General features: G+C 65.3%; 15 protein-coding genes. 12 read left to right on the top strand and 3 right to left on the bottom strand.

Annotated features, from left to right (window positions below):
• Positions 1–94 precede the first annotated feature (94 nt).
• Entirely contained in the window at positions 95–1,000 is a 906-nt protein-coding gene (mutM, locus tag F758_RS0120190) for a bifunctional DNA-formamidopyrimidine glycosylase/DNA-(apurinic or apyrimidinic site) lyase (RefSeq protein ID WP_024509571.1), read from the bottom strand.
• 297 nt (positions 1,001–1,297) lie between these two features.
• Here mutM and ubiE point away from each other — a divergent pair, with 297 nt between their 5' ends.
• The 12 genes from ubiE to F758_RS0120125 all read left to right on the top strand — a co-directional run bounded on the left by ubiE (position 1,298) and on the right by F758_RS0120125 (position 19,869).
• Entirely contained in the window at positions 1,298–2,059 is a 762-nt protein-coding gene (gene ubiE, locus F758_RS0120180; RefSeq protein ID WP_024509570.1) for a bifunctional demethylmenaquinone methyltransferase/2-methoxy-6-polyprenyl-1,4-benzoquinol methylase UbiE, read from the top strand.
• Complete coding sequence (ubiB, locus tag F758_RS0120175) at positions 2,056–3,630, top strand: 2-polyprenylphenol 6-hydroxylase (RefSeq protein WP_024509569.1); 1,575 nt, start codon at positions 2,056–2,058, stop codon at positions 3,628–3,630. The genes ubiE and ubiB overlap by 4 nt, the downstream gene beginning before the upstream one ends.
• A 57-nt stretch (positions 3,631–3,687) precedes the next feature.
• Entirely contained in the window at positions 3,688–5,118 is a 1,431-nt protein-coding gene (gene coaBC, locus F758_RS0120170) for a bifunctional phosphopantothenoylcysteine decarboxylase/phosphopantothenate--cysteine ligase CoaBC (RefSeq protein WP_024509568.1), read from the top strand.
• Positions 5,115–5,573 (top strand): dUTP diphosphatase, encoded by a 459-nt coding sequence (gene dut / locus F758_RS0120165; protein ID WP_024509567.1) that lies wholly within the window; start codon positions 5,115–5,117, stop codon positions 5,571–5,573. Before coaBC ends, dut begins: the two co-directional genes overlap by 4 nt.
• Before the next feature lie 302 nt (positions 5,574–5,875).
• Positions 5,876–8,380: a sensor histidine kinase gene (locus F758_RS0120160; protein WP_024509566.1), complete on the top strand. Its 2,505-nt coding sequence runs from the start codon at positions 5,876–5,878 to the stop codon at positions 8,378–8,380.
• A complete protein-coding gene (tsaE, locus tag F758_RS0120155; RefSeq protein ID WP_024509565.1) occupies positions 8,377–9,900 on the top strand; it encodes a tRNA (adenosine(37)-N6)-threonylcarbamoyltransferase complex ATPase subunit type 1 TsaE in 1,524 nt (507 codons plus the stop codon). The genes F758_RS0120160 and tsaE overlap by 4 nt, the downstream gene beginning before the upstream one ends.
• Before the next feature lie 283 nt (positions 9,901–10,183).
• Positions 10,184–10,498: a PilZ domain-containing protein gene (locus F758_RS0120150; RefSeq protein WP_024509564.1), complete on the top strand. Its 315-nt coding sequence runs from the start codon at positions 10,184–10,186 to the stop codon at positions 10,496–10,498.
• A 131-nt stretch (positions 10,499–10,629) separates the two neighbouring features.
• Positions 10,630–11,352, top strand: coding sequence for a nucleotidyltransferase family protein (locus tag F758_RS0120145; protein ID WP_024509563.1), 723 nt, complete (start codon positions 10,630–10,632; stop codon positions 11,350–11,352).
• A 154-nt stretch (positions 11,353–11,506) separates the two neighbouring features.
• Positions 11,507–14,653 (top strand): double-strand break repair protein AddB, encoded by a 3,147-nt coding sequence (addB, locus tag F758_RS0120140; protein WP_024509562.1) that lies wholly within the window; start codon positions 11,507–11,509, stop codon positions 14,651–14,653.
• Entirely contained in the window at positions 14,647–18,150 is a 3,504-nt protein-coding gene (gene addA, locus F758_RS0120135; RefSeq protein WP_024509561.1) for a double-strand break repair helicase AddA, read from the top strand. Before addB ends, addA begins: the two co-directional genes overlap by 7 nt.
• A gap of 74 nt (positions 18,151–18,224) precedes the next feature.
• Positions 18,225–18,545: a thioredoxin gene (gene trxA, locus F758_RS0120130; protein ID WP_024509560.1), complete on the top strand. Its 321-nt coding sequence runs from the start codon at positions 18,225–18,227 to the stop codon at positions 18,543–18,545.
• A 313-nt stretch (positions 18,546–18,858) separates the two neighbouring features.
• Positions 18,859–19,869, top strand: coding sequence for an ATP-dependent DNA ligase (locus F758_RS0120125; protein WP_024509559.1), 1,011 nt, complete (start codon positions 18,859–18,861; stop codon positions 19,867–19,869).
• A 103-nt stretch (positions 19,870–19,972) separates the two neighbouring features.
• Here F758_RS0120125 and F758_RS0120120 read toward each other — a convergent pair whose 3' ends face one another.
• Entirely contained in the window at positions 19,973–21,316 is a 1,344-nt protein-coding gene (locus F758_RS0120120; protein ID WP_024509558.1) for a bifunctional folylpolyglutamate synthase/dihydrofolate synthase, read from the bottom strand.
• Complete coding sequence (gene accD, locus F758_RS0120115; protein ID WP_024509557.1) at positions 21,313–22,254, bottom strand: acetyl-CoA carboxylase, carboxyltransferase subunit beta; 942 nt, start codon at positions 22,252–22,254, stop codon at positions 21,313–21,315. The genes F758_RS0120120 and accD overlap by 4 nt, the downstream gene beginning before the upstream one ends.
• Positions 22,255–22,331: the final 77 nt, after the last annotated feature.

The raw sequence follows: 22,331 nt of genomic DNA, 5'->3' as shown, positions 1-22,331 counted from the left end.
CTCAAACAAAATTTAGAGCGCGATGATGATTTAACCTAATCTCATGCCCTCTGATCGCTCTCGCGGCAAGCGCAGGTCGGCGCCCCAGCCGCGCTCACTTCTGGCACTTCGGGCACCAGAAGGTGGAGCGGCCGTTCTGGGTGAAGCGGCGGATGATGCCGCTGCAGCCCTTGGTCTGGCACTTTTCGCCTTCGCGATCGTAGACCTGAAACGAATGCTGGAAATAGCCAAGGTCGCCGTTGGCCTGCCGGTGATCTCGCAACGATGAACCGCCGGCCTTGATCGCCTCATTGAGGACGGCGTGGATCGCCTCCACCAGACGCGCCGCGTGCTCGGTGGGCTCGCCCCCGGCAACGCTCTTGCGTTGTCCGGCCTTAGTGGCAAGAGTTGCCGCCAATCGGCGCGGCGACAGATGAGCGCGGTACAGGGCCTCGCACACATAGATGTTGCCGAGCCCCGCAACCACGCGCTGATCGAGCAGCGCCGCCTTCAGGCTGGTTTTCTTGTTGGCGCAGGCGCGCGCCAGCATCGCGGCATCGAATTCGTTGCCGAGCGGTTCGGGGCCGAGCCCCTGCAAGAGCGGCTCCTCGTCGATCGCATTGCGCGCGATGATCTTCATGTAGCCGAAGCGCCGCGGATCGTTGAAGACGACATCCGCGCCGGAGGACATGTGAAACACCACGTGGTCATGGGTTTCGTCCTTGTCGCGCGGATGGTGAAACTGGCCGGGTACCTGCTCCTCGCCCGCTTTCCGGATGCGAAACGAGCCGGACATGCCCAAATGCATCAGCAGCACGTCGCCGGAGGCGAGATCAGCGAGCAGATATTTGGCCCGCCGTCCCAGCCCGGTGACCGTCTGGCCGTGCAGGCGGGCGGCAAAATCCTTCTGAAACGGAAATCGCAGGTCCTTGCGGCGGGCTTCCGCCTTGACAATTTTGGCCCCTTCCATCACGGGCTGCAGGCCGCGGCGGACGGTTTCGACCTCGGGCAATTCGGGCATTTTCTGTCGTTCACCTTATGTGGATGACGTGATACCGCCATTGCGCCAGGCGCGCTATGGTCCCGGCAAGTCGCAGTCGTCGCGAGCGCAGCGAAGCGGGGAAGCAGTCGGTCTTGGACGGCGTCATTCCGGGCCGATGTGCCGGCATCGAACCCGAAAATCTCGAGATTCCGGGTCTGGTGCTAACGCAGCATCCCGGAATGACATAGCCAGTGTGGCCTCGCTGCGCTCGCAATGACAGGCCAAATGTCCTATGCCCGCATCGAATCCCGCGGGGCACCTCCAGGACCACGAGCAATGAGTCAACCGGACCAGACCACGCATTTCGGCTTTCGAGACGTGCCCCTGGGCGACAAGCAGACGCTGGTCAACCAGGTGTTTCACAGCGTGGCCTCGCGCTATGACCTGATGAACGATCTGATGTCGATGGGCCTGCATCGGGTCTGGAAGGACATCATGATCAACACGCTCAATCCGCCGAAGAGCGATGCGCCCTTCGCGCTGCTCGATGTGGCCGGCGGCACCGGCGACATCGCTTTTCGCGCGGCAAAAGCCTCCGGCGCCGGCTTTCATGCCACCGTCTGCGACATCAACGAGAATATGCTCAATGTCGGGCGCGAACGTGCGCTTCTCCAGCATCTCGACGACCGCGTCTCGTTTGTCGACGGCAACGCGGAGACGCTCGCCTTTCCCGATCGCAGTTTCGACGGCTACACTATCGCCTTCGGCATCCGTAACGTGCCGCGGATCGATCTGGCGCTGAAAGAGGCGTTTCGCGTGCTCAAGCCCGGCGGACGCTTTCTGTGCCTGGAATTTTCAACCGTCGAGGTGCCGGGACTCGATCGGCTTTACGATTTATTCTCGTTCAAGGTGATCCCGCCGCTCGGCCGCGTCGTGACGGGCGATGCCGAGTCCTATCAGTATCTCGTCGAGTCCATCCGCAGATTTCCCAAGCCCGCCGCTTTCGCCGACATGATCCGCGCCGGCGGATTCTCGCGCGTCGGCTGGCAAATGCTGTCCGGGGGGATCGTGGCATTGCATTCGGGCTGGCGTTTGTGATTTCAGCAGCAACCCATGTCTTGCGGCTGACCCGCGCCACTTTTGTGCTGGCACGCGAAGGCGTGTTCGGCGTCGTCGACCCCGCGCTGGTGCCGGCGCCAAGCCAGCTTGCGATCAAGATCGCGCGGCTGATCGAGCGGCGCGGCGCCAAATCCGGCCCCAGGCTGTCGCGCGCGTTGGAGCGGATGGGCCCCGCTTATTTGAAGCTCGGCCAGTTTCTGGCGACGCGCCCGGACGTGGTCGGCGTCGGGCTGGCGCGAGACCTGGAAAGCTTGCAGGACCGGCTGCCGCCCTTCCCGCAGGACGAAGCCGAGGCTGTGATTGAAGCCTCGCTGGAGCGGCCGATCAAGGACGCCTTTGCCAGCTTCGGTCCGGCGGTCGCGGCGGCCTCGATCGCACAGGTGCATCGCGGCGAGGTGTTGCGCGACGGGGTGCGCCGCCCGGTTGCGATCAAGGTGCTGCGGCCGAATGTGGCTTCCCGCTTCCGCCGCGATCTCTCCGACTTCTTCTTTGTCGCACATAAGGCCGAGGCGCATTCGGCGGAGGCGCGGCGGTTGCGGCTGGTCGAGGTCATCAACACGATGTCGCGCTCGGTCGCGATGGAGATGGATTTGCGGCTGGAAGCGGCCGCGCTCTCCGAGATGGCGGAAAACACCCAAGGAGATCCGGATTTCCGCGTTCCCGCGGTGGACTGGGACCGCACCACTCACAACGTGCTGACGATGGAGTGGATCGACGGCATCCCGCTGTCGGATCATGCCCGCCTGTTGCAGGCCAATGTCGACCTGCCCGATCTCGGCCGCAAGGTGATCCAGAGCTTCTTGCGTCACGCGCTGCGCGACGGCTTTTTCCACGCCGACATGCATCCGGGCAATCTGTTCCTCGACGATGAGGGGCGGCTGGTGGCGGTCGATTTCGGCATCATGGGCCGGCTCGGCACCAAAGAGCGCCGTTTTCTCGCCGAAATCCTGCTCGGCTTCATCACCCGCGATTATCGGCGCGTCGCGGAGGTGCATTTCGAGGCCGGCTACGTGCCGCCACACCATTCAGTCGAGAATTTCGCGCAAGCGATCCGCGCCATCGGTGAACCGATCCACAACCGCACCGCCGAGGAAATCTCCATGGCGCGGCTGCTGACGCTGCTGCTCGAGGTCACCGGCCTGTTCGACATGCGCACCCGGCCCGAGCTGATCCTGTTGCAGAAGACCATGGTGGTGGTCGAGGGCGTGGCACGCAGCTTCGATCCCAAGCTCGACATCTGGCGGATCGCCGATCCGGTGGTGCGGGAATGGATCGAGCGCAATCTCGGCCCGGTGGGGCGCATCCAGACCGCGGCAACCGGCGCCGGCGAGCTCGCGCGGGTGTTCGCGGGACTGCCGATCATCGCCGGCCGCGCGGTGGCCGTGCTGGAGCAGCTCGAGCGCATGACCCGCGAGGGGGTCCACCTGTCACCGGAAACCATCGCCGCCATGGGCCGCAGCGAGAGCAGGAAGACCCGCTGGCGCACCATTGCGCTCTGGATCATTGCCGCCACTTTCATCGGCATCCTCGTTGCCGTTACGCGACTTTGATTGCATTGCAATCATCGTGGTGCTAGCATTGCAGGCATCGCCACCTCGGAAGCTGCCATGGCCAGCCTGACCATCCGAAAGCTCGACGACGCCATCAAAGCTTCTCTCCGCCTGCGCTCGGCTAGGAATGGCCGTTCGGTCGAGGAAGAGGTCCGGGTGATCCTGCGCGAGTATCTGGGGGACAGTCCGGTGACCGCGACGGACCCTCCGGCGTCGTCGGCGACGGCGCCTGCTGTATCTCCGCAGCCCGCCCGTGCAGCGGGCGAGGCCCGCGTCACCCTAATTATCGGTGGCGGAATCGCCGCCTATAAGGCGCTGGACCTGATCCGGCGGCTGAAGGAGCGCCATATTCGCGTGCGCTGCGTGCTAACCAAGGCGGCGCAGCAATTCGTCACTGCACTTGCGGCCAGCGCCCTCTCCGGCGAGCGCGCTTATACCGACCTGTTCGACCCCGAGAGCGAGTTCGACGCCGGCCATATCCGCCTGGCTCGCGACTGCGACCTGATCGTGGTGGCGCCGGCGACCGCTGACCTGATGGCGAAGATGGCGCATGGCCATGCCGACGATCTCGCCAGCGCCATTCTGCTCGCCGCGAGCCGGCCGATCCTGCTTGCGCCCGCGATGAACCCGATGATGTGGAGCAATGCGGCCACGCGCCGCAACGCCGAGCAGCTAAGGCGCGACGGCATCCACTTTATCGGCCCCAATACTGGCGAGATGGCGGAAGCGGGCGAAGCCGGCGTCGGCCGCATGGCCGAGCCCTTGGAAATCGCGGCCGCAGCGGAGCGCTTTCTGCGCCCTGTGGCGCCGCAGCCGCTATACGGCAAGCGCGTGCTGGTCACGGCCGGCCCCACGCACGAGCCGATCGATCCCGTGCGCTACATCGCCAACCGCTCCTCCGGCAAACAGGGCTTTGCGATTGCCGCCGCCGCACGCGCCGCCGGCGCCGACGTCACGCTGATCGCGGGCCCGGTCGAGCTCGACGATCCCAAGGGTGTTGCGGTGGTGCATGTGGAATCCGCCCGCCAGATGCTGGAGCGTGTGGAAGCGGCGCTGCCGGCGGATGTCGCGATTTTCGCCGCCGCGGTGGCCGACTGGCGCGTCGCGCATGAGGGCGGGCAGAAGCTGAAGAAGACTTCAGGTCACCTGCCGCCGCCGCCGCTTGAGCTCGTCGAAAACCCCGACATCCTGGCGACCATCTCGAAACTGAGGGAAAAGCGGCCGGACCTCGTCATTGGTTTTGCCGCCGAAACGGAACATCTCATCGACAACGCCAAGGCCAAGCTGGAGCGCAAGGGCTGTGATTGGATCGTCGCCAACGACGTTTCGCCCGCAACCGGGGTCATGGGCGGCGACCGCAACACCGTGCATCTGATCAGGCGCAATGGTACCGAGGTCAGTGTCGACGACTGGCCGATCATGACCAAGGACGAGGTCGCCGTCGCGCTGGTCGCGCAGGTCGCCGAAGCGGTGGGGAAGCCCGCATGAGCAGCATCATCAAAGTCGAGGTTCTGCGGCTGCCGCATGGCGAGGGCCTGCCGCTGCCCGCCTATCAGACGGCGCATGCGGCCGGACTAGATCTGCTGGCTGCGGTTCCTGAGAGCGCGCCATTGGTGCTCGAGCCGGGCCAATACGCGATGGTGCCGACCGGCCTTAGTATTGCGCTGCCGGAAGGCTATGAGGCCCAGGTGCGGCCGCGCTCGGGGCTCGCCGCCAAGCATGGCCTGACGGTGCTGAACGCGCCGGGCACGGTGGATGCGGATTATCGCGGCGAGATCTGCGTGCTCTTGATCAATCACGGCCGCGCGCCCTTCACCATCCGCCGCGGTGAGCGCATCGCGCAGATGGTAATCGCCGCCGTAGCGCAAGCCGAGCTCATTCCGGTGATGTCACTGTCGTCCACAGGGCGCGGCAACGGCGGGTTTGGTTCAACAGGCCGCTAGAATGTGAGGAGCTCTCGTCAAGTCGGCGCCGCAGCGCACTCGGTTCACCTCTCCCAAAGGGAAAAGTGAACCGCCGATGCAATCAACCGGACCTGATCGCATCGCACTGATGCCGAACGCACGAATTCATTTTCATCAAAATGGAACGCGCGCCGTTCCACTTTTTGCACAACAAGATTCACGTTCACGGTCTGGACTCTTACCCCTAGAGTCCCCCTGGCGATATTGTTCTTTGATTCGCGAACGGCGCGGCGAGGCGATCCGCGACCGCTCGCGAAAATTCGTGCGGTTTTGGGGCAATCATGTCAGGCGTAATCGTGGCGATGCGTCGGACGCTGCTGTCGTGCACATCGCTGGCACGCAACAGCCTGGGCGGACTTGCCACAGCAACGCTGTGGCCGGGCAGCAGCGCTCAGGCCGCCGACATCTCGGCGCTCGACAGCATCGCGACCGCTCTCGCCTTCAACCGCCAGGACATCGCGGTACTCGCCGGGGTCCTGGCACTGCTCGGTTTCTCGGTGGTGTCGGCCATTCTGCTGGTGCGCGCCCGCGTGGGCGCGGCGCGCGACGCGGTGCGGCTGCGTAGCCGCATTGGTGATCTCCAGGTCGAGGCCGACAGTTATCGCGCGCTGCTGTTCGCCGAGCCGCAGGTGTTGATCTCCTGGGCCGCCGGTGACGACCGCCCGCAGATTTCCGGCGACATCTCGCTTCTGGTGCATCAGGATCTGCCACAGCGCGTGCTCGCGTTCGGAACCTGGCTGCCGCCGGAACCCGCGCTGCAGATGGACCATGCGGTGGATGCTTTGCGCGAGACCGGCGAAGGCTTCTTGCTCAATCTGACCACCACGAACGGACGCGCCATCGAGGCCATGGGCCGCGCCATCGGCGGGCAGGCAATCGTGCGCATCCGCGAGCTCAGCGGGCTGCGCCGGGAGCTTGCGGAAACCAACCTGCGCTATCGGCAGCTCACGGAGGAAACCGAGCTATTGCGCGGCTTCGCCGCCGCGGCACCCTGGCCGATCTGGGCCCGCGGCACTCAGGGCGGCCTGACCTATGTGAATGACGCCTATGCCCGCGCGGCCGACGCGGCCGGCATCACCGATGCCGTCACCCGCAACCTCGAACTGCTCGACAGCGCCGACCGCACCGACATGGAACGCGCGCTGAAGAACGGGACGAGCTTCAGCGCGCGCCTGCCGATCGTCGCCAGTGGCGAGCGGCGCATCTACGACGTGCGTGCGGTCAATATCGCAGGCGGCAGCGTCGGCATCGCCATCGATGCCAGCGAGGCGCATGCGCTGAGCTCGGCCCTGGTGCGGATGGCGGAGGCGCATCGTCGGACGCTCGACCAGCTCTCCTCCGGCGTCGCCGTGTTCAACGGGCAGCGCCGGCTCGCCTTCTATAACGATTCCTATCGGCGGCTATGGGATCTCGAGCCGGCCTTTCTCGACGGCCATCCCGACGATTCCAGTGTACTGGATCGGCTGCGCGCCGCGCGCAAACTGCCGGAACAGGCGGATTTTCGCGCCTGGAAGGCCAAACTGCACGAAGCCTACCGCGCAGTCGAGACCGCCAAGGACACCTGGTTCCTGCCCGACGGCCGCGCGCTCAGCGTGGTCACCACGCCCAATCCCGAAGGCGGCGTCACCTACCTGTTCGACGACGTCACCGAAAGCCTCGATCTGGCGCGGCGGTTCGACGGCCTGATCCGCGTGCAGCGCGAGACGCTCGACAGCCTGGCTGAAGGCGTCGCCGTGTTCGGCAGCAACGGCCGGGCGCGTCTGTTCAACCCGGCCTTTGCCAAAATGTGGAAGCTGTCCGCGGAGGCGCTGCGGGAGGAGCCGCATATAGATACCGTCGCAGCCTGGTCCAAGCCGCTGTTCGACGATGCACGGGCCTGGCAAATCATCCGCGAAGCGATCACCGGAATCGAGAACCGGATCGACGTGCCGCTCAAGATGGAGCGCAAGGACGGCAGCGTGCTCGACTGCCTGATCCGGCCGCTTCCGGACGGCGCCACCATGGTGACCTTCCAGGACATCACCGATACCGAAAATGTCGAGCGCGCACTGCGCGAAAGCAACGAGGCGCTCGAGGCCGCCGGCCAGATGAAGATCGATTTCGTCCACCACGTGTCCTACGAATTGCGTGCGCCGCTGACGACCATCATCGGTTTCGCGCATTTCCTCAGCGATCCCTCGACAGGGCCGCTGACGCCGAAACAGGCCGAATACCTGGACTACGTCACCAAATCGGCCAACGCGCTGCTGGCGCTGACCAACAACATTCTCGACCTCGCCACCATCGATGCCGGCGCGATGCGACTGGAACTCGGGCCCGTCGACGTGCCGAAGGCGATCGCCGCCGCGGCCGAGGGCGTCCAGGACCGGCTCGCCACCGACCGCATCCACCTGAGGGTCAATATCGCCCCGAACATTGGCAGCTTCGTCGGCGACGAGCGCCGCGTGGTCCAGGTGTTGTATAATCTGCTCGCCAACGCCGTCGGATTTTCGCCACAGGACGCAACCGTCGTGGTCAACGCCATCAGGACCGATCACAGCATCATCTTCACCGTGACCGATTCAGGTCCGGGCATCCCGCCCGACATGAAGGACAAGGTGTTCGACTGGTTCGAGAGCCGCTCCCACGGCTCACGCCACCGTGGCGCCGGGCTCGGGCTGTCGCTGGTGCGCTCCTTCGTCGAGCTGCACGGCGGCAAGGTGCGGGTGGATTCCGCGATCGGCAAGGGCACCACGGTGACTTGCGAATTTCCGACCGATCAGGCGCAGCGTCACGCCGCGGAATGAGGGAAGCTGCGACATTCTCTGCGCTGCTGGCCGACGAGGCTGCGACCGCGCATCTGATGGCGGATCTCGCGCTCCTGATCGGCCCCGGCGATGTGATCACGCTGTCGGGCGACCTCGGCGCCGGCAAGACCACCGCGGCGCGGGCGATGATCCGCTATCTCGCCGACGACGAGGAGCTGGAGGTCCCAAGCCCTACTTTCACGCTGGCGCAATCCTACGACCTGCCATCCTTTCCGCTCGTTCACGCCGACCTCTACCGCGTCAGCGACGCGAGCGAGCTGGAAGAGATCGGGCTCTCGCCTTTGCCCGAGGCAACGGTTGTCCTGATGGAGTGGCCGGAGCGCGCCGGCGAGATGCTGCCGGCCGACCGCATCGACATCAATTTCAGCCATCGCCCCGAGCACGACGCCGGCGCACGCACCGCCGAGATCAAGGGCTTCGGCAGGGCCGCGGCGCAGATCGAACGGCTGAAGTCGCTCAGGCAATTCCTCGAGCAGGCCGGCTTTCTCGCAGCCAAGCGACGCCGCATGGCCGGCGATGCCTCGATCCGCTCTTATGCGCGGCTGCTGCGCGGGGGCGAGAGCTTCATCCTGATGAACTCACCGCGACGGCCGGATGGACCGCCGGTCTATGACGGCAAGCCCTATAGCGCCGCGGTGCACCTGGCCGAGGACGTCAAACCCTTTGTCGCCATCGCGGGCGGCTTGCGCGCGCATGGTTTCTCCGCGCCCGAGATTTATCATGCCGATCTTGAGAGCGGGTTTTTGATCACGGAGGATTTCGGCAGCGAGTGCTTCTTCGAAGGCGACCCGCCGCACCCGATTCCGGACCGCTATGAAACGGCGACTGACCTGCTGGCGGCGCTGCACGGCAAAACGCTGCCGGAAACGGTGCCGCTGGCGCCGCATGCGGAGTATCGCATTCCGCTCTTCGATACCGATGCGCTTCTGGTCGAGATCGGATTGATGGCGGAATGGTATCTGCCGGATCGCGGCGTCGCGCTGACTGAAGTCTTGCGCGCCGAATTCCTCGAGCTGTGGCGGGACCTCCTGGAAAAGCCCGCGGCGGCCGCAAAGACCTGGGTGCTGCGCGATTTCCATTCCCCCAACCTGATCTGGCTGGAGAAGCGCGCTGGAATCGCCCGGGTCGGCCTGATCGATTTCCAGGACGCGGTGCTGGGCCCGGCCGCTTATGATTTGGTGTCGCTGCTGCAGGACGCGCGGCTCGACGTTCCAGAACAGCTCGAGCTCTCGCTTCTATCGCGCTACATCAAGGCGCGGCGTGAGATCGACGCCAATTTCGACGCGAGCGCCTTTGCCGCGCTCTATGCCATCATGTCGGCACAGCGCAACACGCGGCTGCTTGGCACGTTTGCGCGGCTGAACCGGCGCGACGGCAAGCCGCATTATCTGCGCCATCAGCCGAGAATCTGGACCTATCTGACCAGGTCATTGGCCCACCCCGCCCTCGCGCCGATCAAGGCCTGGTATGCGGCCCACGTGCCGCCGCCGGTTGGCTGATTTACCGCTTCTTAGTCAACATTCCGTTAGTCTCGCACGAGCGGCATTGTTCTCAAGAGTCGCGGTGCCGCTCTCAAACCGTCATCCTCGCGCAAACGGCTTCGCCGTTTTTCGCTGGAGGTGCTGGCGGAGCGAGCCTCGAAGGATGAACGCCCGAGTACGAGAGCGGGGCCGTCGCCCTTCGAGGCGGCCGCGGTTCGCGGCCTCTTCAGGACGACGGCGCTGGATGAGCGCCCGTTGCTTAGAGGGGCTATCCACCTGGGTTAGGGGGTTGGAGCGAAAGATGACGAATGAGCGGCGCACCGGCGACCGCGTCGTGTTCGAACGCGGCATACCGGCGTTTATGATGGGCATCGACGGAACCTGGCGGCGCAACTGCATCCTGGAGGACGTGTCCGAGACCGGCGCAAAATTGACCGTCGAGGGCTCCGTCGAAGGGCTGCACCTGAAGGAATTCTTCCTGCTGTTATCGTCGACCGGCCTCGCCTACCGGCGCTGCGAGCTGTCCTGGGTCAATGGCGACCAGATCGGGGTGAATTTCATCAAACAAGGCGACAAGAAGAGAAAGCAGGCGGGACGGACGACGGCAGACGCTTGACCCGGCGGTCGTATAATCGTCATCTGTGATCGCTATGGCAGCGGGAATGCGTGCCGACCGAATCAGCGCGGGTAGGATCATCAGCGCGATAGATCGGTCTCCAGAAGGAAACAGCTCGAGACTCCCTGAACATGTCGGTCAAGCCAACCAAAGCCATGGTTCTCGCCGCGGGCCTCGGACTGCGCATGCGCCCGCTGACCGATCACAAACCGAAGCCGCTGGTCGAGGTCGCCGGCCGACCGCTGCTCGACCATGCGCTGGATAAGCTCGCGGACGCCGGCGTCAGCGAGGCCGTGGTCAATGTGCATTATCTGCCCGACCAGATCATCGCCCATGTCGCCGCGCGCACGCGCCCGCGCGTGATCATTTCCGACGAGCGCGATCGCGTGCTCGGCACCGGCGGCGGCGTGGTCAAAGCGCTGCCTCTGCTCGGCACGGCTCCGTTCTTCCACCTCAACTCGGACACGATGTGGATCGACGGCGTGCGCCCCAACCTGACGCGGTTGGCCGAGACCTTCGATCCCGCGCGAATGGATATTCTGCTCTTGATGGCGCCGACCGCGAGCAGCATCGGCTATAGCGGTTGCGGTGACTATGCCATGCTGCCCGACGGCGCCTTGCGCAAGCGGCGCGAGAATCAGGTCGTGCCCTTCGTCTATGCGGGTGCGGCGATCATCTCGCCCGCGATCTTCACGGAGGCCCCCGCCGGCGAGTTCTCGTTGACCAAGATGTTCGACCGCGCCAACGAGCAGGAACGCCTGTTCGGCCTGCGGCTGGACGGCGTCTGGATGCATGTCGGAACGCCGGATGCGGTGGCGGCCGCCGAAGAGGCATTTTTGGAAAGCGTGGCGTAGACGCTCGCCCCTAGCCTGTAGATGGGGTAACGGGCCGGCCACCAGGCATCAAGCCTGCTCGATCTGTCCCCGCAATCCCGTGGACAACTCGCGCGCATGACCAATGCGCCGCTAACCCCTATATTGCGCGTGAATCAGTCGAATCACCAAGCTCATGCGCGTCTACAGCGTTCCCCTCTCCGTCCCCTTCCTGCGCACCGTTATTGCCGCCCTGATTGACGGCAGACTGATCGCGGGCTTTGACGCGCGCGAGGATCCGGCGCGGCTTGCGGCGGCAACGCTGTATCTGCCGACCCGCCGCGCCGTGCGCGTGGCGCGTGAGGTCTTCCTCGAGGAATTGCACACCGACGCTGTGGTGCTGCCGCGCATCGTTGCGCTCGGCGATATCGACGAAGACGAGCTCCTGTTCGGCGATGAGGCCGACGTAACAGGTGGAACCGCGCCGCTCGAGATTCCGCCAAAGCTCGGCGAACTGGAGCGCCGGCTGACGCTGGCGCGGCTGGTGGCCGCCTGGGCCAAAGGCGAAGTGCTGGCGCCACTGGTCGTCGGCGGCCCTGCCTCGACGCTGTCGCTCGCCTCCGACCTCGCCCGGCTGATGGACGACATGGTGACGCGCAACGTACCGTGGGATGCCCTTGACGATCTCGTGCCCGATCAGCTCGACCAATATTGGCAGCATTCACTGCAATTCCTGCAGATCGCGCGCCAAACCTGGCCCGCTCATCTTGCCGAGATCGGCAGGATCGAGCCGGCGGCGCGGCGCGATCTGTTGATCGCGGCGGAAGCCAAGCGGCTGAGCCTGCATCATGCCGGCCCGGTCATCGCGGCAGGTTCGACCGGCTCGATGCCGGCCACCGCAAAATTTCTTCACGCGGTGGCGAAATTGAGAAACGGCGCCGTGGTGCTGCCGGGCCTCGACACCGATCTGGACGAAGCCGCCTGGAAAACCATCGGCGGCACCAAGGACGCGCAAGGCAAATTCGAGATTCATCCCGCGTCGAACCATCCGCAATATGCCATGCACGCCCTGCTCAAGCGTTTCGGCATCGAGCGCCGCGACGTCGAGAGTCTCGTCCCGCCGGCACCGCATGGCCGAGACGTGCTGCTCTCCGAAGCGATGCGACCTTCGCATGCAACCCACCATTGGCACGAGCGGCTGCAGCAGGCCGACGTCGCCGCCGCCATCGCGCGCGGCATGACCAATGTGGCCGTCGTCGAGGCGCCGAACGCCGAGATGGAGGCGCTCGCGATTGCGATCGCCATGCGCGAAGCACGGCACTTGCAGAAATCCGCCGCGCTCGTCACACCTGACCGCGCGCTGGCGCGGCGCGTGATGGCCGCCTTGAGCCGCTGGAATCTCGATTTCAACGATTCCGGCGGCGAAGTCCTGATCGAAACCTCCGCCGGAATCTTCGCGCGCCTCGCGGCTGAAGCCGTGGCAAAGGGACTGGAGCCGGCGACGCTGCTCGCGCTGCTCAAACATCCGTTGTGCCGGCTCGGCGGCGCGGCAGGTGCGCTCAAGCCCGCGATCGAAGCCCTGGAACTGGCGCTGCTGCGCGGCACGCGGCCGCAACCGGGCACGGCGGGCCTTTCGCATGAGTTCGCGCGCTTCCGCGACGAGCTCGGCAAATTGCGCCGCGGCGAGCCCTGTTCGCTGCATGCCGCCGAACAGCGAGCGAGGCTCACGCAGGCACAGCTCGATCGCATCGAGAGGCTGATCGCGGCGCTGAAGTCGGCGCTCGCGCCCCTGGAAACTCTCGCCGGACCAAAGCTGTATGACTTTGCCGAGCTGGCGCAGCGCCATCACGAGGTGCTGATCGCCTTGTCGCGCGACGAGCGCGGCCTTGCCCTCGCCTTCGAGGGGCAGGATGGCGCGGCGCTCGCCGCTGCCTTCGACGATCTGCTTGCGGAGCAACGGCGCAGCGGTCTGGCGCTGCAACTGCCCGATTATCCCGAGCTGTTCCAGACCGCCTTTGCCGATCGCGCGGTGCGGCGGCCCGAACGTGCAGGGGCCACGCTCCACATCTATGGTCCGCTGGAATCGCGGCTGATGCAGGCCGACCGCATCATCGTGGGCGGGCTGATCGAAGGCGTCTGGCCGCCCGCCCCGCGCATGGACCCCTGGCTGAGCCGACCGATGCGCCACGAGCTTGGCCTTGACCTGCCGGAGCGGCGTATCGGCCTCTCCGCCCATGACTTCGCGCAGTTGCTTGGCGGGGAGGACATCATCCTCACCCATTCCGCCAAAGCCGGCGGCGCGCCGGCGGTGGCATCGCGCTTCCTGCATCGGCTGGAGGCGGTCGCGGGCGACGAGCTCTGGAGTGCCGCCAGGCGGAGAGGCGCGCATTACGTCCGCTTCGCCCAAGAGCTCGATCGCCCGGACAAGGTCGAGCCGATCGCGCAGCCCGCGCCAAGGCCGCCGCGCGCGACCCGGCCTCTCAAACTATCGGTTACCGCGATCGAGGACTGGCTGCGCGATCCCTATACGATCTACGCCAAATACATCTTGCGGCTTGATGCGCTCGATCCCGTCGACATGCCGCTGTCGGCGGCCGATCGCGGCTCGGCGATCCACGATGCGATCGGCGAGTTCACCAAGGCGTTCGCCGAAAAGCTTCCCGGGGAGCCGGCGCGGACCTTGCGCGAGATCGGTGCCAGATATTTTGCACCGATGATGGAGCGGCCCGAGGCGCGGGCGCTGTGGTGGCCGCGCTTTCAACGCATCGCCAACTGGTTCGCCGACTGGGAAGCGGCGCGGCGCGAGACGATCGAGGCGATCGAGGCCGAGATCCGCGGCGAGATCGCGATCCCGCTCGACAACGAACGCAGCTTCAAGCTCTCGGCGCGCGCCGACCGCATCGAGCGTCGCCGCGACGGCACGTTCTCCATTCTCGACTACAAGACCGGCCAGCCGCCGACCGGCAAGCAGGTGCGCATGGGCCTTTCGCCGCAGCTCACACTGGAAGCCGCGATCCTGCGCGAAGGGGGCTTCGCCGGCATTCCAGCGGGCAGCTCGGTCGGCGAGCTGATCTATGTCAGGCTCTCCGGCAACAATCCGCCGGGCGAAGAGCGCGTGCTGGAGCTCAAGATTAACAAGAGCGACCAGCCGCAGCCGCCCGATGTCGCGGCTGACCAGGCGCGACGCAAGCTCGAAGCGCTGGTGCGCGCTTTCGATGATGAAAACCAGGCCTACACCTCGCTGAACCTGCCGATGTGGAGCAACCGCTACGGCACCTATGACGATCTCGCCCGCATCAAGGAATGGTCGGCGGCGGGCGGTTTGGGGCTGGAGGAATGGTGAAAACGCCGCGCCCCATACCGGAAGCCGTGCGCGCCACGCAAGCGCGCGCGTCGGATCCAACTGCATCGAGCTTCGTCTCGGCGAATGCCGGCTCGGGCAAGACCCATGTGCTGGTACAGCGGGTGATCCGGCTGTTGCTCGCCCGTGTGCCGCCGGAGAGGATTCTCTGCATTACCTTCACCAAGGCCGCCGCCGCCAACATGGCCGAGCGAGTGTTCTCGACGCTCGGCCACTGGGTGAGCCTCGACGATGCCACGCTCGATGCCGCGATCCGCGAGGCCGGCATTCCCTATCCCAATGCGCGCTTGCGTGCGGAGGCGCGCAAATTGTTTGCCAGCGCGTTGGAGACGCCCGGTGGCCTGAAGGTGCAGACCATTCACGCGCTCTGCACCCGCCTGCTGCAGCAGTTTCCCTTCGAGGCCAATGTTCCGGCGCGCTTCGCCGTGCTTGATGACCGCGACCAGGCCGAGATGATGGTGCGGGCCAACCTCAAGGTGTTCCTGGAAGCGTCGCGCGACCCGCAGAGCGCCACCGGGCGTGCGCTCCTGACCGCGATGGCGAACGCTGCCGACGTCACCTTCAAGGACGTGGTGCGCGAAGCCTGTCTGTCCCGCGACCATTTCATGCGCTGGACCGATGCCGCCGGCACCGCCGAGGCCGCGGCGGCGCAAATGTCGGCGGCGCTGGGCGTCAGCGCCGCAGATCGCATCGAGGATGTCGAGGCTGAGATTCTGGATGGGCGGTTCCTGCCGCGCTCGCGCTGGCAGGAGATCGTCGCGGTGCTCGAGGCCGGCAGCAAGTCGGACCAGGAGCAGGCAAGCCGCTTGCGCGCGGCGTTGGCGTTTTCCGGTGGCGCGCAGGTCGATGCCTACCTGACCGTGTTCCTGACCGACGACAAGGCGCCGCGCAAGTCGGTCATTACCAGGAAATTTGCCGATGCCAATCCGAGCGTGGCGCGGCTGTTCGAGGCGGAAGCCGCACGTCTGGAAAGGCTGATCGAGAAGCGGCGGGCACTGGCGGTGCGCGACCGCACCCAGGCGCTGCTTTACATCGCAACCGCCGCCGCGGCCAATTACCGCCGCGAGAAGACGGAGCGTGGCCTGCTCGACTATGACGACCTGATCGACAAGACACTCGAGATGCTGAACCGCTTCTCCTCAAGCTGGGTGCATTACAAGCTCGACCGCGGAGTCGATCACGTGCTGATCGATGAGGCGCAGGATACCAGCCCCAAGCAGTGGGACATCATTGCTCATCTGATCGAGGAGTTCACATCAGGCGAAGGCGCGCGCGAGGGCGTGACCCGCACCATCTTCGCCGTCGGCGACGAGAAGCAGTCGATCTTCTCCTTCCAGGGCGCCGCTCCCCATGAATTCGATCTGCGCCGCCGTGCGCTAAAAAAGAAGTTCGAGGACGCCGGGCTCAAATTCGATCCCGTCTCTTTCACTTATTCGTTCCGCTCGGGGCCGGCGATCCTGCAATCCGTCGACCACGTGTTCCGGGACGAGGCGATCTACCGCAGCATTCATGCGGAAAACACTTATCCCGTGCATGAATCGCTGAGCGACGCCGGCCCCAGCGTGATCGAGTTCTGGGATTTGGCGGAAGCCGATGACAAGCAGGACATCGAAGGCTGGCGCGCGCCGTTCGATGGCGTCTCGGCGACCAGCCCCGAAGTCAAGCTCGCGCGCCGCATCCAGGGCGAGATCAAGCGGCTGATCGAGTCGGGCACCATGACCGGACATGCCGGCGCGCGGCGGCCGCTGAGCTATGGCGATGTGCTGATTTTGGTGCGCCGGCGCGGCAACGCGTTCGATGCGGTGATCCAGGCCTTGAAGCACGCCAATATTCCGGTCGCCGGCGCGGACCGCCTGAAGCTGACCGAACACATCGCCATCATCGACTTGATGAACCTTGCCGATGCGCTGCTGCTCCCGCAAGACGATCTCGCCTTGGCGGTGGCGCTGAAGAGCCCGCTGTTCGGCCTCGATGATGACGACTTGTTCGAACTCGCCTGGGAGCGCAAGGGCAGCCTGCGCGAGGCGCTGGCGCAGCATGCCGCGACAGGCGAAAAATTCCGCGCCGCGTCGAGGCGGCTCGAGCAGTGCGAACGCCGTTCCACCAACGAAACGCCGTTTGCCTTCTACGCCTGGCTGCTCGGCGGCGACGGCGGTCGCAACCGGTTCTTGCGACGGCTGGGCCAGGAGGCCAATGACGCGCTTGACGAATTTCTCGAGCTTGCCCTGAACTACGAGCGCAAGGCGCCTGCGTCGCTGCAGGGTTTTGTCGCCTGGCTGCGCGCGGCCGACACCGAAGTGAAGCGCGACATGGAAATCTCGCGCGACGAAGTCCGCGTCATGACCGTGCACGGCGCCAAGGGGCTAGAGGCCTCGGTGGTGTTCCTGGTCGACACCACGTCTTCGCCGGCGGACACGCAGCGCCTGCGGCTGATCTATCTGCCCGATGGCAGAGGCGGCGAAGTCGTGGTCTGGGCCGGGCGCAAGGCGGATGATCCGGCCGCAGTCGCGAGCGCCCGCGCAGTGATGCTGGGCGACACCGAGGACGAATATCGGCGCCTGCTCTATGTGGCGATGACGCGCGCCGCCGACCGGCTGATCGTCGGCGGCTGCATGCCCGGCAATATGAACAGCGTGCGAAAGCTCTGCTGGTACGACCTGATCGCCAAAGGCCTCGCCAATTCCGGACTGACGGAACAAACCATCGAGACAGCCGATGGTCCGGTGAAGCGCTTTTTGCGGCCACAGGATGCGCTTCCCGCGACGGGCGCCGCCGAGCCGACCGCGACCCACACACCTTGCGAACTGCCGGAGTGGCTGGCAGTCCCGCTGCCGGCGCCCGCTCCCATCGACAATCCGCTGCGTCCGTCGGACACGGGTGGCGCGGGCCGCGGCATCCGGTCGGGCGAATCGCCCATACTGCGCTCGCGCGCCATGCAGCGCGGCACGCTGGTACACCGCCTGCTGCAATCGCTGCCTGATGTCGCGGCGGCGCGACGGCGCGACACCGCGCTCGCCTATCTCGCCCGCAATGCGGCTGGCTGGACCGAGGGCGAGCGGGACGCGCTCGCGACAAACGTGCTGGCGCTGATCGAGGATCGCCGCTTCGCGCCCGTGTTCGCGGAAGGAAGCCGCGCCGAAGTCTCGATCGCCGGCCGGCTCGACTTGCCCGGGCGGCCGCTGGTATCAGGCCAGATCGACCGCCTGGTGGTGACGGACCGCGAGGTGCTGATCGTCGACTTCAAGACCAATCATAATCCGCCCTCCGACGCCGTCGAGGCGCCAGAGCACTACGTCCGCCAGCTTGCGCTGTACCGGGCGGTGCTGGCCAGGCTTTATCCGCAACGCAGCATAAGGACCGCGCTGCTCTGGACCGAAACCCCTGAATTCATGGAGATTTTACCGCCCGCGCTGGACGCGGCGCTGGCATCCCTGGATCGGGCCCCAGGCGCGCTTGACCCGGCAAGACCCCGTTCATAGGTTTTGTTGCATGATCCCAGGCGCGATTCTTTCACTTCTGCCGCGCCTTTCTCCAACTTAAGCGAGGTAATCCCATGGCCGTTGGTAAAGTATCTGACGCCAATTTCGAAGCTGAAGTGCTCAAGGCGTCCGGCCCGGTCGTCGTCGATTTCTGGGCCGAATGGTGCGGCCCCTGTCGCATGATCGCGCCCGCGCTTGACGAGATCGCCGGCGCCATGGGCGACAAGGTCAAGATCGTCAAGCTCAACGTCGACGAGAGCCCCAAGACGGCTTCCAAGTATGGCGTGATGTCGATCCCGACCTTGATGATCTTCAAGGGCGGCGAAATGGCGTCCCGCCAGGTCGGCGCCGCGCCGAAGCAGAAGCTGCAGCAGTGGATTTCCGCTGCGGTCTGACCCTCGCGTCCGATAGCAATATTTTTTAAGACCGGCCGGCGATTTCGCCGGCCGTTTGCGTTGAGAGGACAGTTGTCGCGTTACGGCATAACCGTTTTGGACCGAAACGAGCTCCTAAGACTGTCACCGTTACCCTGGAGGGGCTCGCCCCCCAAGCAGGGCGAGCGCCTCCAGCGACAAACGGCGACGCCGTTTGCGCGGGGATGACGGTCAAACAGGGGGCTTGCTTCGGTCAAAATAGTCACCGCCCAGAGTTCTGCCCTTGCGCCCTCGCTCCGCCAAAGTCGCCTCCCAACACCGCGCAATTGAAGCGATGGAAGCGCGGTCGGTGGACGCCATTCCACGCGGGCGTGAATGGCAATACGAACCGAAATGGGACGGCTTTCGCTGCCTGTTGTCCCGTGAAGGCGGCAAGGTCGATCTGCGCTCCAAATCCGGCGAGGCGCTGGGGCGCTATTTCCCCGAATTGGTCGAGGCGGCGCTGCGGCTGAAGGCGACCTCCTTCCTGCTCGACGGCGAGATCGTCGTGCCGCACGGCAAGGGCTTCTCTTTCGACGACCTCTTGCAGCGGATTCATCCTGCCGTCAGCCGGGTGGAAAAACTGTCGCAGGAAACGCCGGCGCTCTTCATCGCTTTCGACCTGCTTACCGACCCGAGGGATCGCGAGCTTGCCACGCGCCCGCTGAGCGAGCGCCGCGCGGCGCTGGAGGCGTTTGCCAAAGCCAATTTCAAGTCCGACCCGGCCTTCCGCCTGTCGCAAACAACGACCAGCTACGCGACCGCACAAAAATGGCTGGCGGAGTCGGGCGGCGGCTGCGACGGCGTGATCGCGAAGCGGCGCGACCTGCCCTATCAGGCAGGAAATCGCGAGGGCATGCAGAAGATCAAAAAGCTCCGCAGCGCCGATTGCGTGGTCGGCGGCTTCCGCTATGCGACCAAGAGCATCGCCGGCAAAAAGGTCGTCGGCTCATTGCTGCTCGGGCTCTACGACGACGCCGGCCTGCTCAATCATGTCGGTTTCACCTCGGCGATCAAGCAGCAGGACAAACCTACGCTCACCGAAAAACTCGAACCGCTGATCGGCCCGCCCGGCTTTACCGGCAATGCGCCGGGCGGCCCCAGCCGCTGGTCGACCGAACGCTCGGCGCAGTGGTGTCCGCTCAAGCCAAAGCTCGTGATCGAGGTCTGCTACGACCATTTCTCCGGAATGCGCTTTCGCCACGGCACCTCGATCCTGCGCTGGCGCCCGGACAAGGCGCCGCGGCAATGCACCTTCGATCAGCTCAAGCAGAAGGCGGCCGATCCGAGAAAGCTGCTGGCTTGAGGGATATCCGAGTGAGTGAAGCTGAGTTGGTTCACTCCGTTCACCTCTTCCGAAGGAGAGAGGTGGTCGAGTTCGCAGCCCGACCGTTTCAAGCAATCATCCTCTACACCGGCGGCGTGCCATTGATCGCCAGCACGTGGCCGGCGAGATAGAGCGAGCCCGTGATCAGGATCCGCGGCGGCACCTCGTAGGCGAGCCGCGCGATCGCGCATAGCGCCGCTTCCACCCCGTCGGCGATCTCCACCCGCATGCCGAGCGCGCGTGCGGCATCGGCGACTTTTTCCGGCGGCATCGCATTGTCCTGCCCGGGAATCGGTACGGCGATGATGTGACGCGTCAGTCCGGCGAAATTGTTGAGAAATGCGAGGGCGTCCTTGTTGGCCATCATGCCTGCGACCACCACCAGCGGGCGCGACACACGCTCTTCCAGATCGCCGAGCGCCAACGCGGCGACGCGGCCGCCTTCCGCGTTGTGACCGCCATCCAGCCAGATCTCGCAACCTTGCGGACCAAGGCCGATCAGGTTCCCTGCGGAAAGCCGCTGCATCCGCGCCGGCCATTCGGCATTGACCATGCCGGCCTCATACGCGGCATGCGGAATCCTGAGCTTGTCGGCGACGCGCAAGGTCGCAATTGCAAGCCCCGCATTGTCGAACTGATGCCGTCCGAACAATTTTGGCGCGGCGAGATCCATGAGACCGCGATCGTCCTGATAGACCAGCCGGCCGCGCTCGACGCCGACATGCCATTGCTGGCCCGCGGCATAGAGCGGCGCACGCCGGCGCCGCGCCTGCATCTCGATAACGTCCATCGCTTCCGGCGGCTGCTCGGCACAGACGACCGGCACGTTGCGCTTGATAATCGCGGCCTTCTCGCCGGCGATTGAGATCAGGCTATCTCCGAGAAAGTCAGTGTGATCCATGCTGATCGGCGTCAGCACGGCGGCAAGCGGCGTCTCGATCACATTGGTTGCGTCCAACCGGCCGCCGAGCCCGACTTCCAGCAGCACGACATCGGCCGGATGCTCCGCGAAAAGACAAAAGGCCGCCGCGGTCTTGGCCTCGAAGAAGGTAATGGGATCGCCGTCATTGGCGTGCTCGCAGCGAGCAAACGCCGCGCACAATTCATCGTCGCTCGCCAGTCGGCCGCCGCCGGCTTGGCCGAGCCGGAAGCTCTCGTTGATGCGCACCAGATAGGGCGAGGTATAGGTGTGAACCTGCAAACCTGCGGCTTCCAGGATCGCGCGCAAGTAGGCGACCGTCGAGCCCTTGCCGTTGGTGCCGGCAACATGGATCACCGGCGGCAGCTTTTGCTCGGGATGATCGAGCTGCGCGAGCAGGCGATGGACACGATCAAGCGTGAGATCGATCCGCTTGGGATGCAGCGCGGAGAGCCGTGCGATCAGCTCGTCAAGCCGCGCTCGCGGTGTATCGGCTGCCGCGTTCACGCGTGCGGAGCGGCCGGCGCGACGTCCGGTGCCGCGATGATTGTCGCCGGCTCGGGAACGAGCGGCGCGGTTTTCGCCCCGCCCGGCAGCGCAGGCGATTTGGTCAAAAGCCGCAACAGGCGCGCCAGCGTCGGACGCAGATCGTGGCGATGCACGACCATGTCGACCATGCCGTGGTCTTTCAGATATTCGGCGCGCTGAAAACCTTCCGGCAATTTTTCGCGGATGGTCTGCTCGATGACGCGCGCGCCGGCAAAGCCGATCAGCGCGCCGGGTTCGGCGATGTGGACGTCGCCGAGCATGGCATAGGAGGCGGTCACGCCGCCGGTGGTCGGATTCGTGAGCACCACGATATAGGGCAGCCGCGCCTCGCGCAGCATCTGCACGGCCACCGTCGTGCGCGGCATCTGCATCAGCGACAGGATGCCCTCCTGCATGCGCGCACCGCCGGAGGCCGCGAACATGATAAACGGCGATTTCTTCTCCACTGCGAGCTCCATGCCGCGGACGATCGCCTCGCCCGCCGCCATGCCGAGCGAGCCGCCCATGAACTCGAAATCCTGCACGGCGACGACGACGCCCGCGCCTTCCAACTTGCCGTAGCCGACCTTCACGGCGTCATTCAGATTGGTGCGGGCGCGCGCGTCCTTGACGCGATCGGCATAGCGCTTCTCGTCGCGGAATTTGAGAGGATCGGGCGTCACCTCGGGCAGCGCCACGTCGAACCAAGTCTCGTTGTCGAAGATCGATTTCAGCCGCGCCACCGCGCCCATGCGCATGTGGTAGTTCGAACCGGGGATCACAAACTGATTGGCCTCGACGTCCTTGTAGAACACGAGCTGTCCGGAATCCGGGCACTTGATCCACAAATTCTCCGGCGTCTCCCGCCGCAGCATGTTGCGGATCTTCGGCCGGACCACGTTGGTGAGCCAATTCATGTTTCGCTCCGGTTTGCGATAAGCCTTGCCGATCGCATGGGATATATGGCGGCTGGGCGGAGGGCCGGCAAGCCGCC

Source organism: Bradyrhizobium sp. ARR65 (assembly GCF_000472385.1).
Taxonomy (GTDB): domain Bacteria; phylum Pseudomonadota; class Alphaproteobacteria; order Rhizobiales; family Xanthobacteraceae; genus Bradyrhizobium.
Note: the sequence above shows the minus strand (reverse complement) of the source record. Positions and strands in the feature narration are given on the sequence as shown.

What these genes read in the sequence shown, in the direction of transcription:
- F758_RS0120150 (WP_024509564.1), top strand. Translation starts at nt 10,184, where the DNA reads ATGACGAATGAGCGGCGCACCGGCGACCGCGTCGTGTTCGAACGCGGC.
- ubiE (WP_024509570.1), top strand. Translation starts at nt 1,298, where the DNA reads ATGAGTCAACCGGACCAGACCACGCATTTCGGCTTTCGAGACGTGCCC.
- dut (WP_024509567.1), top strand. Translation starts at nt 5,115, where the DNA reads ATGAGCAGCATCATCAAAGTCGAGGTTCTGCGGCTGCCGCATGGCGAG.
- F758_RS0120125 (WP_024509559.1), top strand. Translation starts at nt 18,859, where the DNA reads ATGGAAGCGCGGTCGGTGGACGCCATTCCACGCGGGCGTGAATGGCAA.
- tsaE (WP_024509565.1), top strand. Translation starts at nt 8,377, where the DNA reads ATGAGGGAAGCTGCGACATTCTCTGCGCTGCTGGCCGACGAGGCTGCG.
- F758_RS0120145 (WP_024509563.1), top strand. Translation starts at nt 10,630, where the DNA reads ATGTCGGTCAAGCCAACCAAAGCCATGGTTCTCGCCGCGGGCCTCGGA.
- coaBC (WP_024509568.1), top strand. Translation starts at nt 3,688, where the DNA reads ATGGCCAGCCTGACCATCCGAAAGCTCGACGACGCCATCAAAGCTTCT.
- F758_RS0120160 (WP_024509566.1), top strand. Translation starts at nt 5,876, where the DNA reads ATGTCAGGCGTAATCGTGGCGATGCGTCGGACGCTGCTGTCGTGCACA.
- mutM (WP_024509571.1), bottom strand. Translation starts at nt 1,000, where the DNA reads ATGCCCGAATTGCCCGAGGTCGAAACCGTCCGCCGCGGCCTGCAGCCC.
- accD (WP_024509557.1), bottom strand. Translation starts at nt 22,254, where the DNA reads ATGAATTGGCTCACCAACGTGGTCCGGCCGAAGATCCGCAACATGCTG.
- trxA (WP_024509560.1), top strand. Translation starts at nt 18,225, where the DNA reads ATGGCCGTTGGTAAAGTATCTGACGCCAATTTCGAAGCTGAAGTGCTC.
- addA (WP_024509561.1), top strand. Translation starts at nt 14,647, where the DNA reads ATGGTGAAAACGCCGCGCCCCATACCGGAAGCCGTGCGCGCCACGCAA.
- addB (WP_024509562.1), top strand. Translation starts at nt 11,507, where the DNA reads ATGCGCGTCTACAGCGTTCCCCTCTCCGTCCCCTTCCTGCGCACCGTT.